This is a genomic window from Corynebacterium fournieri (assembly GCF_030408775.1).
GTDB lineage: Bacteria > Actinomycetota > Actinomycetes > Mycobacteriales > Mycobacteriaceae > Corynebacterium > Corynebacterium fournieri.
The window spans coordinates 2171651-2190353 of record NZ_CP047210.1 but is presented as its reverse complement, the minus strand read 5'-3'; the positions used below and the strand labels follow the sequence as shown (position 1 = coordinate 2190353).

The window sequence follows — 18703 nt, the reverse complement described above, 5'->3', positions numbered from 1 at the left end:
GTTGTGCCCCGGCGCCGCGGGGATACAAGGTAAGGTGAACAAGCGTGATTGATCTGAAGCGTGTGCGCGAAAACCCTGAGGCCGTCCGCGAATCCCAGCGAGCTCGCGGCGAAGACCCTGCGCTTGTAGACGAGTTGCTGGCCGCCGACGAGGCGCGCCGCGCCGCTATCCAAGCCGCCGATGAACTGCGTTCGGAGCAGAAGGCGTTTGGCAAGAAGATCGGCCAAGCCGCGCCCGAGGATCGCCCGGCGCTGCTGGAAGGCTCCAACGAGCTCAAGGCGCGTGTGAAGGAGGCCGAGGCTGCAGAAGCTGAGGCGGCGGAGAATCTGAACAAGCTGCAGTACTCCATCGCCAACATCGTCGAAGGCGCTCCGGCTGGCGGCGAGGAAGACTTCGTGGTCCTCGAGCACGTCGGCGAGGTCCCCGAGTTCGACTTCGAGGTCAAAGACCACCTGGACCTGGGCGAAGCACTCGGCATCATCGACATGAAGCGCGGCACCAAGGTCGGCGGCGCGCGCTTTTACTACCTCGCCGGCGACGGTGCCTGGATGCAGCTGGGCATGCTCATGCTCGCCGCCCAGAAGGCGCGCGAGGCCGGCTTCAAGGTGATGATCCCGCCGGTGCTGGTGCGCCCCGAAGTGATGCAGGGCACCGGCTTCCTCGACGCGCACGACGAGGAGATCTACTACCTCGAGCGCGACGACATGTACCTGGTGGGTACCTCCGAGGTGGCCCTGGCCGGCCTGCACCAGGACGAGATCATCGACCTGTCCGACGGGCCCCTGCTCTACGCCGGCTGGTCCTCCTGCTTCCGCCGCGAGGCAGGCTCCTACGGCAAGGACACGAAGGGCATCCTGCGCGTCCACCAGTTCGACAAACTGGAAATGTTCGCTTACTGCAAGCCGGAAGACGCCGAGGCGATGCACCAGAAGCTGCTCGGTCTGGAGCGCGACATGCTTGCCGCCGTGGAGGTGCCGTACCGCATCATCGACGTCGCCGCCGGCGACCTCGGTTCCTCTGCAGCCCGCAAGTTTGACACGGAGGCGTGGGTGCCGTCGCAAGGCACTTACCGCGAGCTGACCTCGACGTCGAACTGCACCACCTTCCAGGCCCGCCGCCTGCAGACGCGCTACCGCGACGAAAACGGCAAGACCCAAACCGCCGCCACCCTCAACGGCACCCTGGCCACCACCCGCTGGCTGGTGGCCATCCTGGAAAACAACCAGCAGGCGGACGGCTCCGTGCGCGTGCCCGAGGCGCTCCGCCCGTGGGTGGGTAAGGAAGTGCTTGCGCCGTAATGGATACCCGCCGGTACCGCGGCTTTACCGTCCCGCGGCTCTACGAAGGCATCGCCGCCAACCGCGATGAGGCCGTCGAGCGGTTCTATCAGGGCTTTGTGGGGTTCGCGCGGCGCCTCATGCGCGCCGCGAACATCGATGTCACGGTCATCGGCGCCGAAAACATCCCGGCGGAAGGCGGCGCGATGCTCGCTGGCAACCACACCGGCTACGCCGACTTCATCCTCCTGGGCACCGGACCCTACCTGCACGGGGACCGCCTGGTGCGCTTCATGGCCAAAAAGGCCGTCTTCGACGTTCCGGTGCTGGGCCAGCTGCTGAAGATAATGAAGCACGTGCCCGTCGATCGCGCCCGCGGCGCCGACTCGATCGCCCCTGCGGTGAGCATGCTGCGCGAAGGCAACCTGGTGGGCATCTTCCCAGAGGCGACCATTTCGCGTTCCTTCGAGCTCGCCCACTTCAAAACCGGTGCCGCCCGCATCTCCCACCAGGCTGGTGTGCCGCTGATCCCGTGCGTGATCTGGGGCTCGCAGCGCATCTGGACCAAGGACCTGCCCAAGCACTTCCGCAACGTCCCCGTGATCGTGCGCTACGGCGAGCCCGTCGCGCTCACCGGCGACGCGGAGGCGGACACCGCCGAGCTCAAGCGGCAGATGCAATTGCTTCTCGACGCCTCACGGAACGAATACGCCTCCCTCCACACCGACGGTGCCTGCGAGGCGTGGATGCCGGTCGCCCTCGGCGGCACCGCCCCGACCATCGCCGAGGCCGAGAAAATTTACGCCCGCGAACGCGCCGAGCGCGAAGCGAAAAAGCGCAGGAAGTGACGCCGTGAACGCCGCCCCACGCCTGATTATCTCGGACATCGACGGCACGTTTATCACCTCCGCCGGCCGTGTGAGCGAGCGACTGCGCGGCGTGGTGTCCCGCGCCGTGGCGTCCGGGGTCCACTTCGGCCTGGCCACGGGGCGGCCGCACCGCTGGCTGCTGCCCGTTTTGGAGCAGCTGCCGATCGCGCCGGTGTGCGTGTGCGCGAACGGGGCGGTGGTCTACGACCCGGCCGAAGACCGCGTCATCCACGCCTTTGAACTCGCCCCGTCCGCGATGGCCGAGGTCGTCGACGTGGCGGAACGCGTGCTCGCCGGGGTCGCGCACGGCTACGGCGTGGAGCGCGTCGGCTCCTCCGCGCTGGACCCGGAAGAGGAATGCTTCATCATCACCCCCGAGTACAACCGCGACGCGTGGGACAGCTGCTTCGGCGTCGCCGACACCCCCACCCTGATCAGCCAGCCCGCCGCAAAGCTTCTGGTGCGCTGCTCCGCCATGACCTCGGCGCAGATGTACGAGCTCATCGCTCCGCACATCGACCCGATACTGGCGCACGTGACCTACTCCATGGACGAAGGCCTGCTCGAGGTGTCCTGCCCCGGCGTGAACAAAGCCGCCGGCGCGACCTACCTCGCTGAGCTCTACGGCGTGACCGCCGCCGAGGCCATCGCGTTCGGCGACATGCCCAACGACCTCGAGCTGCTGCGCTGGGCCGGCCTCGGGGTGGCCATGGGAAACGCCAAGGACGTGCTGCGCGACGCCGCCGACCACGTCACCGCAACCAACGACGAATACGGTGTTGCGCGGGTGCTCGAGCGCTGGTTCTAACCCGCGCGGCGCTCAAGCCCTGCCAGCCACTGGCGGTACCGCACGTCCATCCGGTTGGGCAGCTGGTGCACCCCGGGTTGGTGGTTGATCAACCGCTGTAGCTCGGCGATCAACCCGCCCCACGACGTAGCGTCCCACCCCGCGCGGCGCACCGTCGCGCCGCGGTTTTGGAGTTGGGTTTCGCGGTGACGTTCACGTCGTAAAGCATCTGCCGCATCGCCCATCTCCCCGCTCGTCTTCTCCCGCCCGTCCGCCTCAAGCACGAGGAAGCCGTTGATGAGTGCATCCGCCCAAGCCACCGTGGGCCAACCGTGTTCGTCGACGATCTGGAAACCGACCTGGAACTCCAGGCTTTCCACCCCCGTGAGCTGGCCCGTTTCCACGGCCCGAAGGAGGCGGTGGCGCAGACGAGTCTCCAACGCGCTGGCGGAGGTGTCGGAGGAGTACCCGATGAGCTGCCTAAACGACTTCAACCCCCGCGCGCGAGGCAACACTTCCGTCTTGGCCAGCAGGTAGTCAATGCTCAGGTGCTCGTGCTTGAACCGGGCAGATTCAATCTGTACCAGGGCTTCCATGCGGCCGTGGTAGCGGAAGGAATCGAACATCGCGCGGATGGCGGTGGCCGTGCGGACGCCGTTGTGCACGAGAAACTCCTGCTCGCGCAGGAGGCCGTCGCGGTAGACCCTGTCCGGATACTTCTTCCCCCACGACCGCGCTTCGCCCGGAAGAGCCAGGTCCACGGCGGTCACCCAATTGAGCGTGGACAACCCGAGCCAGCGCGCCGCCGCCGGGCCGGTTATCACAGATGTCTTGCACTGGGCTGCGACCTGCGTGATCAGATCCAGCTCAGCCTGGCGTTTCTTTGCAATTCCCCCCATGGGCGGGAGTATCGCACGCGAGGCGGGATGCGTCCACGCGAGATGCGCCGGGGATGAAGATCGTATAGCGGGGGCGGGGGTGCTGCTATACGATCCGCACAACTCGTTCGCGTTTGCCCAGGTGATAATGAATGTGAGTTGCAACAAGGTGTTGATCGTATAGCGCCCCCGCCGCGCTGCTATACGACGAGCCTCCGGCAGACGCCTCAGTCCGGCAGATGCCGCGTTCCAACCCCGCCGGCTCTGCCGTGCAGGGCCGGCGCACCCCGCCCCGATAGAATCGCGCGCATGGCTTTGATTGCGGCGATTGACCAGGGCACGACGTCGACACGCGTGTGCATCACGCGCACCGACGGCAAGGTCATCGCGCAAACGCAGTACGAGCACGCCCAGCACATGCCGCGGAAGGGCTGGGTGGAGCACGACCCGATGGAGATCTGGCGCAACACGCGCCGGGCGCTGAGCGAGGCGCTGGCGGACAAGGACATCAGCGAGCAGGACATCGACGCCCTCGGTGTGACCAATCAGCGCGAAACGGCCGTGATCTGGGACAAGGCAACTGGCAAGCCGATCTACAACGCGATCGTGTGGCAGGACACGCGCACCAACCACGAGGGTGATCCGGCCAAGTACCTGCGCAAGACGGGGCTGCTGCACAACTCGTACCCGGCGGCGCCGAAGTGGGCGTGGATTCTGGACAACGTCGCGGGCGCCCGGGAGCGCGCGGAAAACGGCGAGCTGCTGGCGGGCACGATTGATACGTGGCTGATCTGGAACCTCACCGGCGGCGCGAAGGAGCCAGAGCGGGCGGTGCACTTGACCGACGTGACCAACGCATCGCGCACGCTGCTGATGGATTTGGAAACGCTGCAATGGGACAACAAGCTTTGCGACGAGCTTCGCATCCCCCGCCAAATCCTCCCCGAGATCCGCCCGTCGGTGGGCGAGTTCGGCACGATTCGCCGCCGGGGCCCGTTGGCGGGTGTGCCGATCACAGGCGTGTTGGGTGACCAGCAGGCGGCGCTGTTCGGCCAGGGCGGACTTCGCGAAAACGATGCGAAGATGACCTACGGCACGGGCCTGTTCATGCTGCTCAATACCGGTCGCACGCCGAAGTTCAGCGACAGTGGGCTGCTGACCACGGTGGCATACCAAATCGAGGGGCAGCCGCCGGTGTACGCGCAGGAGGGCTCGGTAGCCGTGGGCGGGTCGTTGATTCAGTGGTTGCGCGACCAGCTGGGCCTGCTTGCAACCGCCGCGGAATCCGAGACGCTCGCCTCGCAGGTGGACGACAGTGGGGGAGTGGTGATCGTGCCGGCATTTTCGGGGTTGTTCGCGCCGCGGTGGCGCCCCGATGCGCGTGGGGTGATCGTGGGGTTGACCAGGTTCGTCGATAAGCGGCACATTGCTCGCGCGGCGCTGGAGGCGACCTGCCTGCAGGCGCGCGAGGTGGTGTGCGCGATGGGAGGCGAGCCGACCGCGCTCAAGGTGGACGGCGGCATGACCACGAATGATCTGCTCATGCAGATGCAGGCGGACATCCTCGGCATCAGCGTGGAGCGTCCCGCCAACACCGAGACGACGGTGATGGGGGCGGCGTCGGCGGCGGGCATGGGCATTTCGCTTCTCGACGAGCCGCTCACGCTCGGCACCCCGACGACCTGGGAAGGCGAAATGGCCGGCCCCGACAGGGACCGGCTCATTGCCGCGTGGGAGGACGCGGTCGCCCGCTGCTTGGATCTAGCCTAGGCCCGAGCTTGCGAGGGGGCCTAGCGGGCGTTGATGTCCACGGCGTTGGTGGACGGGTTGTAGGTGATGAAGCCACCTTCGAAGTCCACGCGCACGGTGTCGGCGGTGGGGTTGAACTGCTGGCTTACCGGCATGCCCAGCGGGCCAGCGTCCAGGCCCTGCTGCAGCCAGGCCTCGGCGATCTTGCCCACCAGCGCGATGATCTCGCCCTCCTTGTTGCGGGCACCCACGCCGTTTGAGTAGAGGGTCACTGCCGGTCCGGTCGGGCCGCCCACGCCGGCGACGATCTTGCCCAGGGTGGGCTCGAGCGAGGTCCAGACCTGCGCGGCGTTTTCGGCGCCGAAGGCGTTGAGGGTGGGCGCGACCGCGGGGCTGATCTGCTTCGCCAGCCCGGCGGCCTGCTCCAGCGTCAGACCCTCGAAGATCTGCACGTCGCCTTTGGTGCTTACCGTGGGCAGCTTGTCCTGGGCGGCCAGGTAGAGCAAGACCAGGCCGATTGCGGTGCCAGCCACGGTGGCGATCGCGGTGGGGTCGCCGGAGGACAGTGCGGTCAAGGTGTCGTCGACGGACGCCGACTGGCGCGTCGGCGTTGCGGTGACGACGGTGGTCTGCACGTTCGGATCCGCCGGCGCGGTGTTGGTGGCCGGCGCGGTGCTGGTGGGCGTCGTGGTGGCGGTTGCGGACGCGGTGGTCGACTCCTTGCCCCATTCGCCGAACAGCGACCCGGAATCGTTGCCGGAGCGCAGCGTGCGGTACTTCAGGGAGGCGGCTGCCCGGATCATGGGCAGCTTGGAGTACAGGTTGTCGCCCGGGCAGGTGTTGTAGTGGAAGTCGCGGTGGGCGTTGATGTTGCTGAACATCGCGCCCTGGCCGGCGGCGTACTTGGAACCGCGGAAGTTGCCCTCGGCGACGTGGTAGCTGGAGCCGGTGGGGTCGAAGCCTGCCTGGGCGGCCTTCCAGCCGATGATATCGCCCATCGCGCGCAGCGCGGCCGGGGTCGGCTCTGCCTGCTGGTAGTCGCCCAGCATGGACACGCCCCAGGTGTTCTGGTTGAAGGAGCCGACGTGCGCGCCCTGCGGGCCGCGGTCCATGCCGCCGGCGCGGCCTTCGTAGATGTTGCCGTACTTATCGACGAGCGCGTGGTAGCCGATGTCGCCCCAGCCCAGGTTGTTGGTGTGGTAGTTCCAGATGCCGCGCACGATGCCCGGTGCCTCGGCCTCGGAGTAGTTGTTGGAACCGGCCGTGTGGTGCACGGTAGCGGCGGTGGTGGGCTCGGAGTAGTACGGGGTGCTGCTGCGGCCGGCGCCCCACTGCGCGCGGGTGACTACCTCGGGCATGCCGCGGGTGTAGGAATCGGCGACCGGCTGGATGCCGCCTTGCGCGGTGCCGGTGCCGCCGTCCAGGAACACGGCTTCGATGTCGTTGGCGGTGGTGGGGGCGTCGGAGGCGGCGCGGCCGCCTTCAAGCAGGTCCACGTTGCCGGTGGAGACCTGGATGCGCTTAGTGCGGCCGACGTAGATCGGCTCGGTGCCGAACTTGTCGGAGCCCGCCTGCGGGTCTGCCGGGTCCATCTCGAACCACTCGGACCAGGCGCCGTCGGCCTTTTGGGAGCGCACGTACGCGGCGACATCCCGGTCGCCGGTCCAGGTCAGGCCCACGATGGAGAACTCGCGGTCGTTGGTGAACTCCTTGACCACGCGGCGCACGTGGTCTTCTTCGCCGCCCTGGGTGCGGATGGCGGCGTCGTCGACGGTGATGTTGTCGCCGGAAGCGAACGATGAGGTGGTGGTGTAGACCTCCGGGGCGCCTGCGCCGAGGGACTGCACCTGCAGGATGCGATTGCCGCTGAATGCGTTGGCGGCAACGAGTGCTGTGACGAGGAGGACGGACACGATCACGGGCATGATCGCGGCCCGGGCGGGGTGGGCCGCGCCGCCCTGAATGCTGCGACGTTGCTGCACAGTAATACTCCTGGGGTTCTTGGCGTTCACTGCGAAAGTAGTGGCAAATGTGACAGAAACGAAGTGTAGTGCAAGTTCAAGCCTCAAGAAAGACTTGAGACTTCTGTGGCGTGTCGCGGCGGAGCTCCGTCGATAGGCAACTGTGCGAAAATAGGCCTCATGGCATACGACCTCATTGTTGTTGGATCGGGTTTCTTCGGCCTCACCGTGGCCGAGCAGGCGGCGAGCGAGCTGGGCAAACGCGTGCTGGTGGTGGAAAAGCGCAGCCACATCGGCGGCAACGCATACAGCGAAAACGAGCCGGAAACGGGGATTGAGGTGCACAAGTACGGCGCCCACCTGTTCCACACCTCCAACGAGCGGGTGTGGGAATACGTCAACCGGTTCACAGACTTCACGGATTACCAGCACCGCGTCTTCGCGATGCACGACGGCACCGCCTACCAGTTCCCCATGGGGCTCGGCCTGATCAACCAGTTCTTCGGCCGCTACTACTCGCCGGAAGAGGCGAAAAAGCTCATCGAGGAGCAGCGCGAAGGCCTCGACCCCGCGGCCGCGACGAACCTGGAGGAGCGCGGCATCGCGCTCATCGGCAAGCCGCTCTACGACGCGTTTGTGAAGCACTACACCGCCAAACAGTGGCAGACCGACCCCACCGACCTGCCGCCGGAGATCATCTCGCGGCTGCCGGTGCGCTACACCTTCAACAACCGCTACTTCAACGACACCTACGAGGGCCTGCCCGTCGACGGCTACGCCGCCTGGCTGGAGAAGATGGCGGAGCATGAGCTTATCGACGTCCGCACGAACACCGACTGGTTCGCCGTCGCTTCCGAGGTCCGCGCCGAGAACCCGGACGCGCCGGTGGTTTACACCGGCCCTCTGGACCAGTACTTCGACTACGCCGAGGGTCGCCTGGGCTGGCGCACCCTCGACTTCGAGCAGGAAGTGCTCGAGATCGGCGACTTCCAGGGCACCCCGGTGATGAACTACAACGACGCGGACGTGCCGTACACCCGTATCCACGAGTTCCGCCACTTCCACCCGGAGCGCTCCGAGTACCCGTCCGATAAGACGGTGATTGTGAAGGAGTACTCCCGCTTCGCGGAAGACGACGACGAGGTCTACTACCCGATCAACACCCCGGAGGACCGCGAGAAGCTGGAAGCCTATCGACGCCTCGCGGCCGAAGAATCCGAGCAGAACAACGTCCTGTTCGGCGGCCGGTTGGGCACCTACCAGTACCTGGACATGCACATGGCCATCGCCGCCGCGCTGACCCTGTTTGACAACCAGCTGCGCCCGTTCTTCGAGGCCGGCGAGCCGCTGAGCCAGCCGCGCGGGCACTAGGGTTGGCTACAGTCTGCTCCATTTTTCGCGGATCCAGCTACTAAGACCCAGCTAATCGGCTCCTGGAAGCGAATAGCTGGGTCCTGATAGCTGGATCCGTTGTCCGGCGGTGTAGCCCCGGGGCGCCTGGCGCTGCCCACGACGCGCCGTAAACTAGCCCAGCGTGGGAACTTTCATAGCACTTATCGGATTACTGCTCGCCACCGTCCTTGTCGCCGCGGTAGGTGAACGCACCGGCCTGCCTTGGCCGGCGCTTCTGACCGTGGTGGTCGCGCCGGTGATTTTCATTCCGGGCATCGACACGGTGTCCATTGATCCGCACCTGATTCTGCCGATCTTCCTGCCGCCGCTGCTGTGGTCGCTGGCCCGGCGCACGAGCTGGGGGCAGATCGGCTCGCAACTCAACGTGGTGCTGACCATGTCGATCATCCTGGTGTTCCTCACCATCGCCGCGCTGACCGCCACGGCGATGTGGATGCTGCCGGGGCTCAGCCTGGCCACCGCGATGGTGCTCGCCGCCGCGATTGCCCCGCCGGACCCGGTGGCCGTGGATGCGGTGGCGGGCCCGGCCGGCATCCCGAAGCGCATCACCGGCACGCTGCAGACGGAGGGGCTGTTCAACGACGCCGCCTCCATCGTGACCTTCAACGTCGCGATGGCGGCCGCGGTCGCGCACGGCGAGGTCGACTTTGGCAAGGGCGTGTTGCAGTTCCTCTACGCCGCCATCGCCGCGGTGCTGATCGGCCTGGTTGTGGGCAGGTTGGCCGCTGTCTTCGCCAACTCCGTGCCCGATTCCGTGATCCGCACAGCGTTTACCTGGGTACTTCCGTTCGCCATCTACGCAGGCTGCGAGGCCATCCACGCTTCCGGCGTCATCGCGATTGTTATCGCCGCGGTGGAGATGTCCTCGCGCTCCACCATGACCGCAGAAGACCGCCTGACCGGCCACTCCTTCTGGGAAACCGTGGAGCTGCTGTTTACCGGCGTGGCGTTCGGCCTGATCGGCATGAGCGTGCGCGACGCGCTGGACACCGCGGGCACGCACATCTGGCAGGCGGTGCAGGTGGGCGTTGTCCTGTCCGTCATCGCGTTTGCGGTGCGCTTCGTGTGGATGTGGGTGCTGTACAAGCTCAACGAGAAAAAGCGCCGAACGAACGTCTCCCCGCTACGGCTGCAGGAGGTCCTGCTCATGGCGTGGGCGGGCATGCGCGGACTGGTCACGCTGGCGCTGGTGCTGGCAATTCCGGCGTCGGCGACGAGCTACCACCACGAACTGTCGGTCATCGCGCTGACCGTGCTCACTTGCACGATGGTGGTGCCGGGGCTGTTGCTCCCTTGGCTCGTGGACAAGCTTGACCTGCAAAACGGGCCTGGCGCCGACAAGGCGCTCGAGGAGCTGAACCAGCGGGCGTACGCGGCTGCGCGTAAGGCGGTGCGCGAACACGGTGAGGAGTACCAGCCTGAGGCGTACAAGATGGTGCAGGAGTGGCTGGACTCGTTTGCTGAGCAGCGCTTGCAGGATCCGGAGGGCTCCGAGGAACGCAAGGAGGCGTTTCTGCGGGCCCGCGCTGGTGCGGTGCAGATGCAGGAGGTTGCCTTGCGCGCCGCCAGCCGCGAGCTGCAGCGGGCGCGGCGCGAGCGCCGGTATAACCCGTCCGATGTCGACGCGGTGCTCGCTGACTTGGACCGTCTCATTCTCGCGCGCGACCGCAAGGCCCTCACCGGCCCGAGTAGCTTGTGGGAGCCGAAGTAAGGGGCTTTTGCCTATCGACGAACCACCGGCCCGCCCCGTTTTCAAAATGCCAAGCGGATCGCTTTCAAAACGCCAAGCAATCTGTTTTCAAAACGCCAACCAAGTCGTTTTCAAAACGCCAACCTAAATCGTTTAGCTGGTAATATGCAGCGGTATGGAAAATGGGTATATTCCAAGGTTGGCAGATGCTGAATTGGAACGATCGCTCCGCAGGCAGGGCGGTGTCCTTATTCAGGGGCCGAAAGGCTGCGGGAAAACTGAAACGGCAAAACAGCAAGCTGCGAGTTTTCTTAACGTAGAAACGGACCCTGGCGTCACTCTCGCTATGGATAATGACCCGCGGCTGCTGCTCGAAGGTGCCACGCCGCGCCTCATCGACGAATGGCAGTTGCAGCCGAGACTATGGGATTTCGCGCGGCACGCCATTGACGAGCGTCAGGCGAAGGGGCAGTTCATCTTCACCGGTTCCACGGCCCCCGGGGCGAACGCAACGAACCACTCGGGTGCCGGCCGGTTCGCACGAATGACGATGTCGACGATGACCCTTTTTGAAACCGGAGAATCGGATGGGTCGGTTTCGCTTGCCGCGGCAGTTGCAGGGGACCCGTTGCCGTTTTCGGCACCAGCGTTAACACTGCCGCAGCTGGCGGAACGAGTGTGCCGGGGTGGCCTTCCTTACAACGTTGGTCTCCCGTTTGAAGATGCGCTTGAAAACGTCCGAGACTACGTACAAACCGTTGCGGCCGTGGATGTCCACGCCCCTGGCAGAGTGAATCGTGATTCAGAGCGAGTGCGGCGAATGATCCGCTCATTAGCTCGTGGTGTGGGCACCGAGCTGGAGCTGCAAACCATCGCCACCGACTCCGATACCTCACGGGAAACAACACGGGGCTATCTCGATGCCCTGGCGAGCATTTTCGTCTCTGTGGATCAGCCTGCCTGGTTCACGCACCTGCGCTCCAAAGCGACGTTGAGGAAAGCGCCGAAGCGCCATTTGGCCGACCCCTCCTTTGCTATGGCGGCGCTGGATCGTGGGCCGGAGCATCTACTTCGGGATCCGGCTTACTTCGGCCAACTTTTTGAGTCACTTGTGGTTCACGAACTACGTGCGTTCACGGGCAGAACGGTGTATCACGCCCGGCTCAACACGAAGCTGGAGGTCGACGCGGTCGCGAACGTCGGCGGCCGGGATGTGCTGGTCGAGGTAAAACTGGGCTACACCCCAGAGGTGATTGAGCATGCGGCAGACACCCTCAAACGGTTCGCCGGCCACCTCGAGGACGACCCAGCATTGGTGGTGATCACCTCCGGTGGCCCAGCGCTCCGCCGGAACGATGGTGTCTCAGTGATTCCTATCGGGGCGCTGGGGCCGTAGTAGCTGAGAAACACGTTCTAAAGGGCGTCAAAGAGGGCGGGGGGTAAAGGCTCTCTCCGCAAAAGCAAGATCTCCACTTCTGAATTGGTATCTTGCAATTTCTCCGACAGCTGTTAAAAGACGATCATCGTCGCGGTACCCAATGATACGCACTCTCTCGTGGTTGAGCTCACAGGCAAAAGTGAATGGCTGATCGTGGAGTTTGACGAAGTGCTTGGTTATTAGGCTGACGAATCTCTCGAGAAGATCGCGCTGGTAATCGAGTTCCTTTTTCCAGTTGACATGCTCATTCGAGAGGGGATTTGCGTGGAGGATACGGCTAAGGCGACCCCATTCCTTAACGCTTTCTTCCTCAGATATTGCGTCACGGTTCTCTAACCACAATTCGCCTGTGCCGAAATCCTCCAACTCTATGTAGCCAACAGGCCAGTAACTGGCATTAAGTTTGCGTAACTGATTGCGAACGTCCTTCCACTTTTTAGGATCTCGCCTTACCACCGAAGCGAGGAAGGATCGGTTCCCCACGAATGACGCATAACCGGTCTCTTCGATTGCCATTCTGATCTGTAGAGCGGAGTACATGACATCCCGTTCATCCTGGGCCCCATCGCAAAGAGTCTGTGCCTCAAGCAGCCGTCTGGCAACAGAAGTCATCAGCGTTTCATATCCATGGATGTCTGAGGGAGGAACAGGAAACTCACGGTGAAAATCCATCACGCCGCCTCGGACCATCGAGGTGCGAAACGCTCCATCTGTTCGAGAACGAGGACGACGGCCTCGTTGCGTTTCTCTGGTGGGTACTTGTGCTTACGCAGTAGGGTTCTGATGGAGCGGCGCAGTTTGGCGCGGACGTCGTCGCGCACTGTCCAGTCCGTTTTCGCGTCGCGCCGAAGGGCAGTCACGAGTTCGCGGGCGATCTGCGCCAGAACGTCGTCTTCGAGCGCTTCACCGGCAGACCCGTTGGTGGCCATCACGTCGTAGAACGCGAGCTCGTCATTGCTCAGCGGCGGGCTGAACTGTTCGCCACGGTTGCTCTCCGCGACGATTTCCTTGGACAGTTCGATGAGTTCGGCGATCACTTCCGCCGAGGTGAGTTGCTGGTTGGTGTAGCGGTTCATCAGCTCGCGGATGCGCTCGGAGAACTGCTTCGCTCTTACCTCGTTGTTGCCCGTGGCGTTGCGGGATTCTTGGAGGAGGGCGCGCCGGAGGGCGTCGATAAGCAATGCAGTCTCGGATTCGTCCCTGGACTTAAGTTTGAGTGCCTCGATGTTCAGGTCCTGCAAGTTGGGGAGCTCTCGGCCGATCTCACCGTAGACGTCGATCACCTGCGAGGATGCCGTGGACTCCACGACGAGTTGGCTGAGCAAGGTGATGATCTCCTCGCTCAGCGGCTCCCCGTTAGCTCGGCGATCGTCGGCTTCCATCTTGATCAGCTGGTTGCGCACGTCCGAGTAGAACCGAACGTCGGAGCGGTACTCGTTGGCATTCGGGCTCCCGGACGCAAGCGCCCACGACCTGGCCAACTTGCCGGCGGTCGAGGTGAATTCCCTTGCCAGCGGGTAACGCCCGTTCTCATCAACCGTGTGCGGATTGCGCAATTTGGCCAGCAACTGCAGGCGTGCTTGGCGTTGCTCGCCTGCGGCTTCGAGTGCGCGCCATTCCTCGCCGGAGAGGGCATTGAGCTTCTCGACGAATCCGCGAACGATCACCAACGCTTCCTCGATGGTTTGGCCGATCACCTTTTCATCGTCGGCGGATGAGCTCTTTGTGAACTCGGCGATGGCTGCCTGGAGATTGTCGATCAGCGGCGCGTACGCCACCAACAGCCCACTTTCCTTTTGACGGAACTTGCGGTTCACGCGGGCGAGCGTCTGCATGAGCAGCGCGCTTTTCAGTGGACGGTCCAGGTAGAGCGTGTGCAGCGGGGGAGCGTCGAAGCCGGTGAGCATCATTCCTTGCACGATGGCGATCTCTAGGTCGTCATCGGCGTCTTTCATCCGGTCCTTGATCGCGTCCATCCGGCTTTGGTTGCGGATGTGCTTTTGCAGGTGCGGCGGATCGGAGGCGGCCCCGGAATAGATGACCTTGATCTTCCCCTTGAGGTCGTCATCGTCGTGCCACTCTGGGCGCAGCTCGATGATCTTCTCGTACAGTTTTGCTGCGATGTCTCGGGTCTGCACCACGATCATCGCCTTGCCCGGTGCGCCAATGAACTGGCGCATGTTCTCCCGGCGGTCCTCCCAGTGCCGCACGAAGTCCTGGGCGAGATTGCTAAGGCGTTGGTCTGAACCGTAAATGGTGTTCAGCACAGCAACGGAGCGTTGCACCTTCTCACGTTGATCGTCGTCGATCCCTGCGAGAATGTCCGCAGCTGCGTCGTCGATCTCCTCATCAGTGATCCCTTGAATGCGCTCGAGCGGGATCAACCGCGGCTCGAAGTAGACCGGAACCACGGCACCGTCCGCCACGGCGCGGTTCATGTCGTAGACGTCGATCTCCCCGCCGAAGACCTCGCGGGTGTTACGGTCCCATTCGTCAATCGGTGTGCCCGTGAAAGCGATCATGGTGGCGTTGGGCAGCGCAGTGCGAAGGTGATGCGCATAGCCGTCCGCGTTTGTGTCACCGAAGCCGTAGTGGGAGCGGTGCGCTTCGTCCGAAATAACGACAACGTTGTGGCGCTCCGAAAGCACCGGGTGCTCAAGCTCGCGCTTGTCCTTCGTTCCCTGCAGACCGAACTTTTGCAGGGTGGCAAAGTAGATGCCGCCTGACTGACGCTGGCTGAGTTGATCGCGCAGGTCCTCTCGGCTGGAGATATGGACGGGGTCCTCGGGCAGCAGCGTTGAGACGGAGAATGTGTCGAAGAGCTGCTTATCCAGCTCGTTGCGGTCGTTCAACACGATCACGGTCGGGGAATCAAGCCGCGCATCGCGCATGATCTTCGCGGTGTACATCTCCATTTCCATGGACTTGCCAGACCCGGTGGTGTGCCACACCACGCCCGCCTTCTTGTCGCTGCGGGCAGCTTGGATGGTTCTGGCTGCGGCTTTGGCAACCGCGAAGTACTGGTGTGGTTTTGCCACACGCATGCGCAGCTCCCCATCCATCTCGTCGAACGCAGTGAAGTCCACGAAGATCTGGCCGAAGCGTTCAACGTTGAACAGGCCCCACATGAGCATGTCGAACTCGGTCATATGCTCGCCGTCCACCACAACGAGCGGACCCTGCTCGAAGGGCTCGCCGTCGTCGTTCACTCGCCACGTACTCAAATGCTCCCGCGGAGTAAACGGCGTGCCGTAAATCGCATCGATGCCATCAGATGCCACCACGATGTTGGCGAAGCGAAACGTCATTGGGAACTCTGCAACGTAGGTGCGGAGCTGGTTGTAAGCATTCTCGACGGTTGCCGTAGAGCCGGATTGCTTCAGCTCAATAATCGCCAGCGGCATTCCGTTGACGTACAACACGACGTCGAATCGCCGTTCCTTGTCCAGGTTCCGGATGGTGATCTGGTTGGCTGCGATGTAGTCGTTCTTGGACGGGTCGCGGGAAAAGAAGGTGATGGTCGGGTTCTGGCGTTTCCCGTCGGCGTCGTAGTACTCGATGCCGCGGTACCCCTCGACCAAGATCTCGTGCAAGCGGCGGTTTTCCGCAATCGCGCTCTGCGATTGCGGTGTAATCACCTCGGCCATCGCCTGCTGCAGGAACTCGTCCGGTACCTCGGGATTGAGGTTGCGCAAGGCGTTGAGGAGGCGGCCACGAAGCACGATGTCGCGCCAGTTGTCGCGCTCGCCGCTACCGGGTGCGAGTTCCCTTCCGTTCGTGGCCTTCCACTCGAGCTCGCCGAGTAAATCGAGCGCGTCTACTTCGAATGCTGCCTCGCTGTACACCATGGTGCTACGCCTTGTACTCCTCACTCGCAATGTCCGCGCTTGCAGCGGTGGCATCCTGCTCCGCTTCCTTCACAGTGATCTTTCCACTCATGAGGAGCGGAAGCAGCTCATCGCGGGTTTTGGCGAGGGTGAGGTTCTCTTTCTCGAGCGCGACCGCTAGATCCCATAACGAGCCCGCGAGTTGTAGATCGTCTTCACGGATAGAAACCGGGATTTCAACCTCAGCCTCCAAATCCGATCTCTTAATGTGCCCCATTGTCGTCGCCTTACCCGCAGCGATCATTCTGAAATACTCGAGCTGCTGCTCAATTGCACAATCGAGAAACGCTGCTGGGAAGTCACGGTCTGGAATGACTTTGAAGATGTGTTGGTTCACGATCGCTTCATCATGCGGCCACCGCTTAACCATGAGCGTGCCGGACCAGGAAAAGAGCAAATCTCCGTTGCGTACCACCTGTGTTTCGGGTACGGCTAGCTCGTTTCGCACTGTGCTATTTCCGATGCCACCACTCATTTCCGCGATACGTACAACCACTCTGCCGGTGCCTGTGGCACCTTTTGTGAATGCTCCACCGTTTACAAACGATGCCAGCGACGACAGCGGTATCGGGGCAGAACCATCCTGCAGATTTCGCTGCCACAGAGCATTGCGGAGTTTATCTAGCTGTTGGACCGCTCTTCGATTCGTCGCGATCTTGTCATCGATGGAGCCGAGAATTGAGGAAATCCGCCGTTGTTGCGCAACGGGAGGCAATGAAATCTGAACCTCGGAAAGAATCGCCGTATTGATTGACGGCATCGTAGCGCCGACTGCAATGGCCCTTATGAAGCTTTTCACCTCACTGGTGTTCAGCGAGTAATAGATGAACCGCGGATCGACCTCGTCGGGGCGGGGCCGAACACGGAGACAGCGCCCAGAAAACAACCAGCCCTCTTCGTCTCCGGTTACAAATGAGGATTGGTCAACGGATCCTACCCTGCTAAACACAACATCACCGGGCAGCAATGAGTACTTCCGCAGGCGTTCAGCATCGTCATCGCTAACCATCGGAAGGTTGTCCCTCGTAATCCGATAACCCCCCAAGTGCTCGACCGTGATTATGGGCGTTCCAACTTCGACGTAGTCTTCTTGGTGGAGTTGACTCCCAAAAGGGCCGGTCTGGATTGAAGCGATAGCGTCCAGCCGCGTTGACTTCCAGGCCACTATCCCAACCTCCCCAGCTGCTCGCGGACGACGGCGTCGAGGCGGGCGGATTCGTCCAGGGCTGCGGTGAGTTCGGCGGTGAGGCGCGCGATCTTTTCGTCGATCGGTTCGTCGTCCTCTTCGGTTTCGGCGAAGCCGACGTAACGGCCCGGGGTGAGCGCGTAGTTCGCTTCGCGGATCTCGTCGAGAGGCACCGACTTGCAGAAGCCAGGCACGTCTTCGTACTCGCCTTCGGCAGATTCGCGTCCGCGCCAGGTACGGAACGTGTTCGCGATCTTCTGGATGTCTTCGTTGGAGAACGTACGCTCGGTGCGGTCGATCATGTGGCCGAGCGACCGGGCATCGATAAGCAAGAACTGCCCGCGGCGGTCGACAGAACCCTTCGAGCCTGCGCCCTTGTCCTTTGCAAAGAACCAGACACAGACGGGGATACTTGTCCCGCGGAAGAGCTGGGAAGGCAGTGTGATCACGCAGGACACAATGTCGTCTTCGAGCATGTTCCTGCGGATCTCGCCCTCACCCGAGGTGTTCGAGGTCATGGTGCCGTTGGCCATGACCACACCCGCCTCGCCCTGGGAGCCGAGCTTGGAAATGATGTGCTGCATCCAGCCGAAGTTCGCGTTCTTCTCTGGTGGCACACCGTAGATCCAGCGTTTGTCGTCGGTGTTGCGGACCCAGTCCTTGATATTGAACGGCGGGTTGGCCAGCACGTAATCCATCTGCACTCCAGGATGGATGTCGCGGGCGAAGGTGTCGCCCCAGCGCTCACCGAGACCCTTGGCGTTCAAAGCGTGGATGGCGAGGTTCATCCGCGCCATGCGCCACGTGCGCTCGTTGAGCTCCTGGCCGTAAATCGCGATTGCGGACGTGTCCTTGCGGTTCGCGTCTAGGAACTTCTCCGCCTGAACAAACATGCCACCGGAACCGCAGCACGGGTCGTAGACGCGGCCCTCCGTCGGCTCGAGGATCTCGACAAGCGTGCGAACCACCGGGCGAGGGGTGTAGAACTCGCCGCCGCGCTTGCCTTCAGCGGAAGCGAAACGGGCGAGAAAGTACTCATAGACTTCACCCAGCAGGTCGCGGGCCCGCTCCGGGCCTTCGGCCGTGAACCGGGTGGTGCTGAAGAGATCGACGAGCTCTCCGAGGCGGCGCTGGTCCACGCTTTCACTGTTGTAGTTGTGCGGCAGGGTGCCCTCGAGGGTGGGGTTGTCGGCCATGAGGGTTTCCGCGGCTTCGTCGATAAGCTTGCCTATCGCCTTGAACTCGCCGCCGGCCTCTTCGGTCTTGCCCTTGGAGTGGCGTTGCAGGAAGTCCCAGCGGGCAGCAGGTGCGACCCAGAAGACGTTCTTTTCCAGGTAGGCGTCGCGGTCCTCAAGCTCCTCCAGGATCTCCTCCTCGGTGGCGCCTTCCTCCTCGAGCTCGGCTTGGAGCTCTTGGCGGCGTGCATCGAATGCATCGGTGACGTACTTGAGAAACACGAGTCCGAGGACGATGTCTTTGTATTGCGAGGCATCCATGGAACCGCGCAGCTTATCGGCGGCTTTCCACAGGGTGTCCTGGAACTCTTTGACGGGGGTGGGAGTCATAGT

13 protein-coding genes are annotated in these 18703 nt (G+C 63.2%); 7 read left to right on the top strand and 6 right to left on the bottom strand.

What is annotated here, in order from left to right; all coding sequences use genetic code 11:
- Positions 1–44 precede the first annotated feature (44 nt).
- From serS to CFOUR_RS10410, 3 genes are read left to right on the top strand one after another with little or no spacing between them, the layout of a single operon-like run.
- Positions 45–1298 (top strand): serine--tRNA ligase, encoded by a 1254-nt coding sequence (serS, locus tag CFOUR_RS10420; RefSeq protein ID WP_085957601.1) that lies wholly within the window; start codon positions 45–47, stop codon positions 1296–1298.
- Entirely contained in the window at positions 1298–2125 is an 828-nt protein-coding gene (locus CFOUR_RS10415) for a lysophospholipid acyltransferase family protein (RefSeq protein WP_290179412.1), read from the top strand. The genes serS and CFOUR_RS10415 overlap by 1 nt, the downstream gene beginning before the upstream one ends.
- Before the next feature lie 4 nt (positions 2126–2129).
- Entirely contained in the window at positions 2130–2954 is an 825-nt protein-coding gene (locus CFOUR_RS10410) for an HAD family hydrolase (protein ID WP_290179410.1), read from the top strand.
- On the opposite strand, the gene CFOUR_RS10405 is transcribed toward CFOUR_RS10410, so the two are convergent.
- Positions 2951–3832: a hypothetical protein gene (locus tag CFOUR_RS10405; protein ID WP_085957600.1), complete on the bottom strand. Its 882-nt coding sequence runs from the start codon at positions 3830–3832 to the stop codon at positions 2951–2953. The genes CFOUR_RS10410 and CFOUR_RS10405 overlap by 4 nt on opposite strands.
- Before the next feature lie 288 nt (positions 3833–4120).
- Between CFOUR_RS10405 and glpK the strand changes: the two genes are divergently transcribed.
- Positions 4121–5581, top strand: coding sequence for a glycerol kinase GlpK (gene glpK / locus CFOUR_RS10400; RefSeq protein ID WP_085957599.1), 1461 nt, complete (start codon positions 4121–4123; stop codon positions 5579–5581).
- Between the two features lie 20 nt (positions 5582–5601).
- On the opposite strand, the gene CFOUR_RS10395 is transcribed toward glpK, so the two are convergent.
- Positions 5602–7542 (bottom strand): N-acetylmuramoyl-L-alanine amidase, encoded by a 1941-nt coding sequence (locus CFOUR_RS10395; protein WP_290179406.1) that lies wholly within the window; start codon positions 7540–7542, stop codon positions 5602–5604.
- Between the two features lie 159 nt (positions 7543–7701).
- On the opposite strand from CFOUR_RS10395, the gene glf reads away from it, so the two are divergent.
- The 3 genes from glf to CFOUR_RS10380 all read left to right on the top strand — a co-directional run bounded on the left by glf (position 7702) and on the right by CFOUR_RS10380 (position 12020).
- Positions 7702–8892, top strand: coding sequence for a UDP-galactopyranose mutase (glf, locus tag CFOUR_RS10390; protein WP_085957598.1), 1191 nt, complete (start codon positions 7702–7704; stop codon positions 8890–8892).
- 163 nt (positions 8893–9055) lie between these two features.
- Positions 9056–10645, top strand: a complete 1590-nt coding sequence (locus tag CFOUR_RS10385) for a cation:proton antiporter (RefSeq protein WP_085957597.1) — start codon at positions 9056–9058, stop codon at positions 10643–10645.
- 178 nt (positions 10646–10823) lie between these two features.
- Positions 10824–12020, top strand: a complete 1197-nt coding sequence (locus CFOUR_RS10380) for an ATP-binding protein (RefSeq protein WP_230471801.1) — start codon at positions 10824–10826, stop codon at positions 12018–12020.
- A gap of 27 nt (positions 12021–12047) precedes the next feature.
- On the opposite strand, the gene CFOUR_RS10375 is transcribed toward CFOUR_RS10380, so the two are convergent.
- From CFOUR_RS10375 to CFOUR_RS10360, 4 genes are read right to left on the bottom strand one after another with little or no spacing between them, the layout of a single operon-like run.
- A complete protein-coding gene (locus CFOUR_RS10375; protein ID WP_290179403.1) occupies positions 12048–12734 on the bottom strand; it encodes a hypothetical protein in 687 nt (228 codons plus the stop codon).
- Complete coding sequence (locus tag CFOUR_RS10370) at positions 12734–15910, bottom strand: type I restriction endonuclease subunit R (RefSeq protein WP_085957594.1); 3177 nt, start codon at positions 15908–15910, stop codon at positions 12734–12736. Before CFOUR_RS10370 ends, CFOUR_RS10375 begins: the two co-directional genes overlap by 1 nt.
- Positions 15911–15914: 4 nt before the next feature.
- A complete protein-coding gene (locus CFOUR_RS10365; RefSeq protein WP_179154819.1) occupies positions 15915–17114 on the bottom strand; it encodes a restriction endonuclease subunit S in 1200 nt (399 codons plus the stop codon).
- Positions 17114–18700, bottom strand: coding sequence for a class I SAM-dependent DNA methyltransferase (locus CFOUR_RS10360; RefSeq protein WP_085957592.1), 1587 nt, complete (start codon positions 18698–18700; stop codon positions 17114–17116). The genes CFOUR_RS10365 and CFOUR_RS10360 overlap by 1 nt, the downstream gene beginning before the upstream one ends.
- Positions 18701–18703 lie beyond the last annotated feature (3 nt).

What these genes read in the sequence shown, in the direction of transcription:
- glpK (WP_085957599.1), top strand. Translation starts at nt 4,121, where the DNA reads ATGGCTTTGATTGCGGCGATTGACCAGGGCACGACGTCGACACGCGTG.
- CFOUR_RS10405 (WP_085957600.1), bottom strand. Translation starts at nt 3,832, where the DNA reads ATGGGGGGAATTGCAAAGAAACGCCAGGCTGAGCTGGATCTGATCACG.
- CFOUR_RS10370 (WP_085957594.1), bottom strand. Translation starts at nt 15,910, where the DNA reads ATGGTGTACAGCGAGGCAGCATTCGAAGTAGACGCGCTCGATTTACTC.
- glf (WP_085957598.1), top strand. Translation starts at nt 7,702, where the DNA reads ATGGCATACGACCTCATTGTTGTTGGATCGGGTTTCTTCGGCCTCACC.
- CFOUR_RS10360 (WP_085957592.1), bottom strand. Translation starts at nt 18,700, where the DNA reads ATGACTCCCACCCCCGTCAAAGAGTTCCAGGACACCCTGTGGAAAGCC.
- CFOUR_RS10375 (WP_290179403.1), bottom strand. Translation starts at nt 12,734, where the DNA reads ATGGATTTTCACCGTGAGTTTCCTGTTCCTCCCTCAGACATCCATGGA.
- CFOUR_RS10415 (WP_290179412.1), top strand. Translation starts at nt 1,298, where the DNA reads ATGGATACCCGCCGGTACCGCGGCTTTACCGTCCCGCGGCTCTACGAA.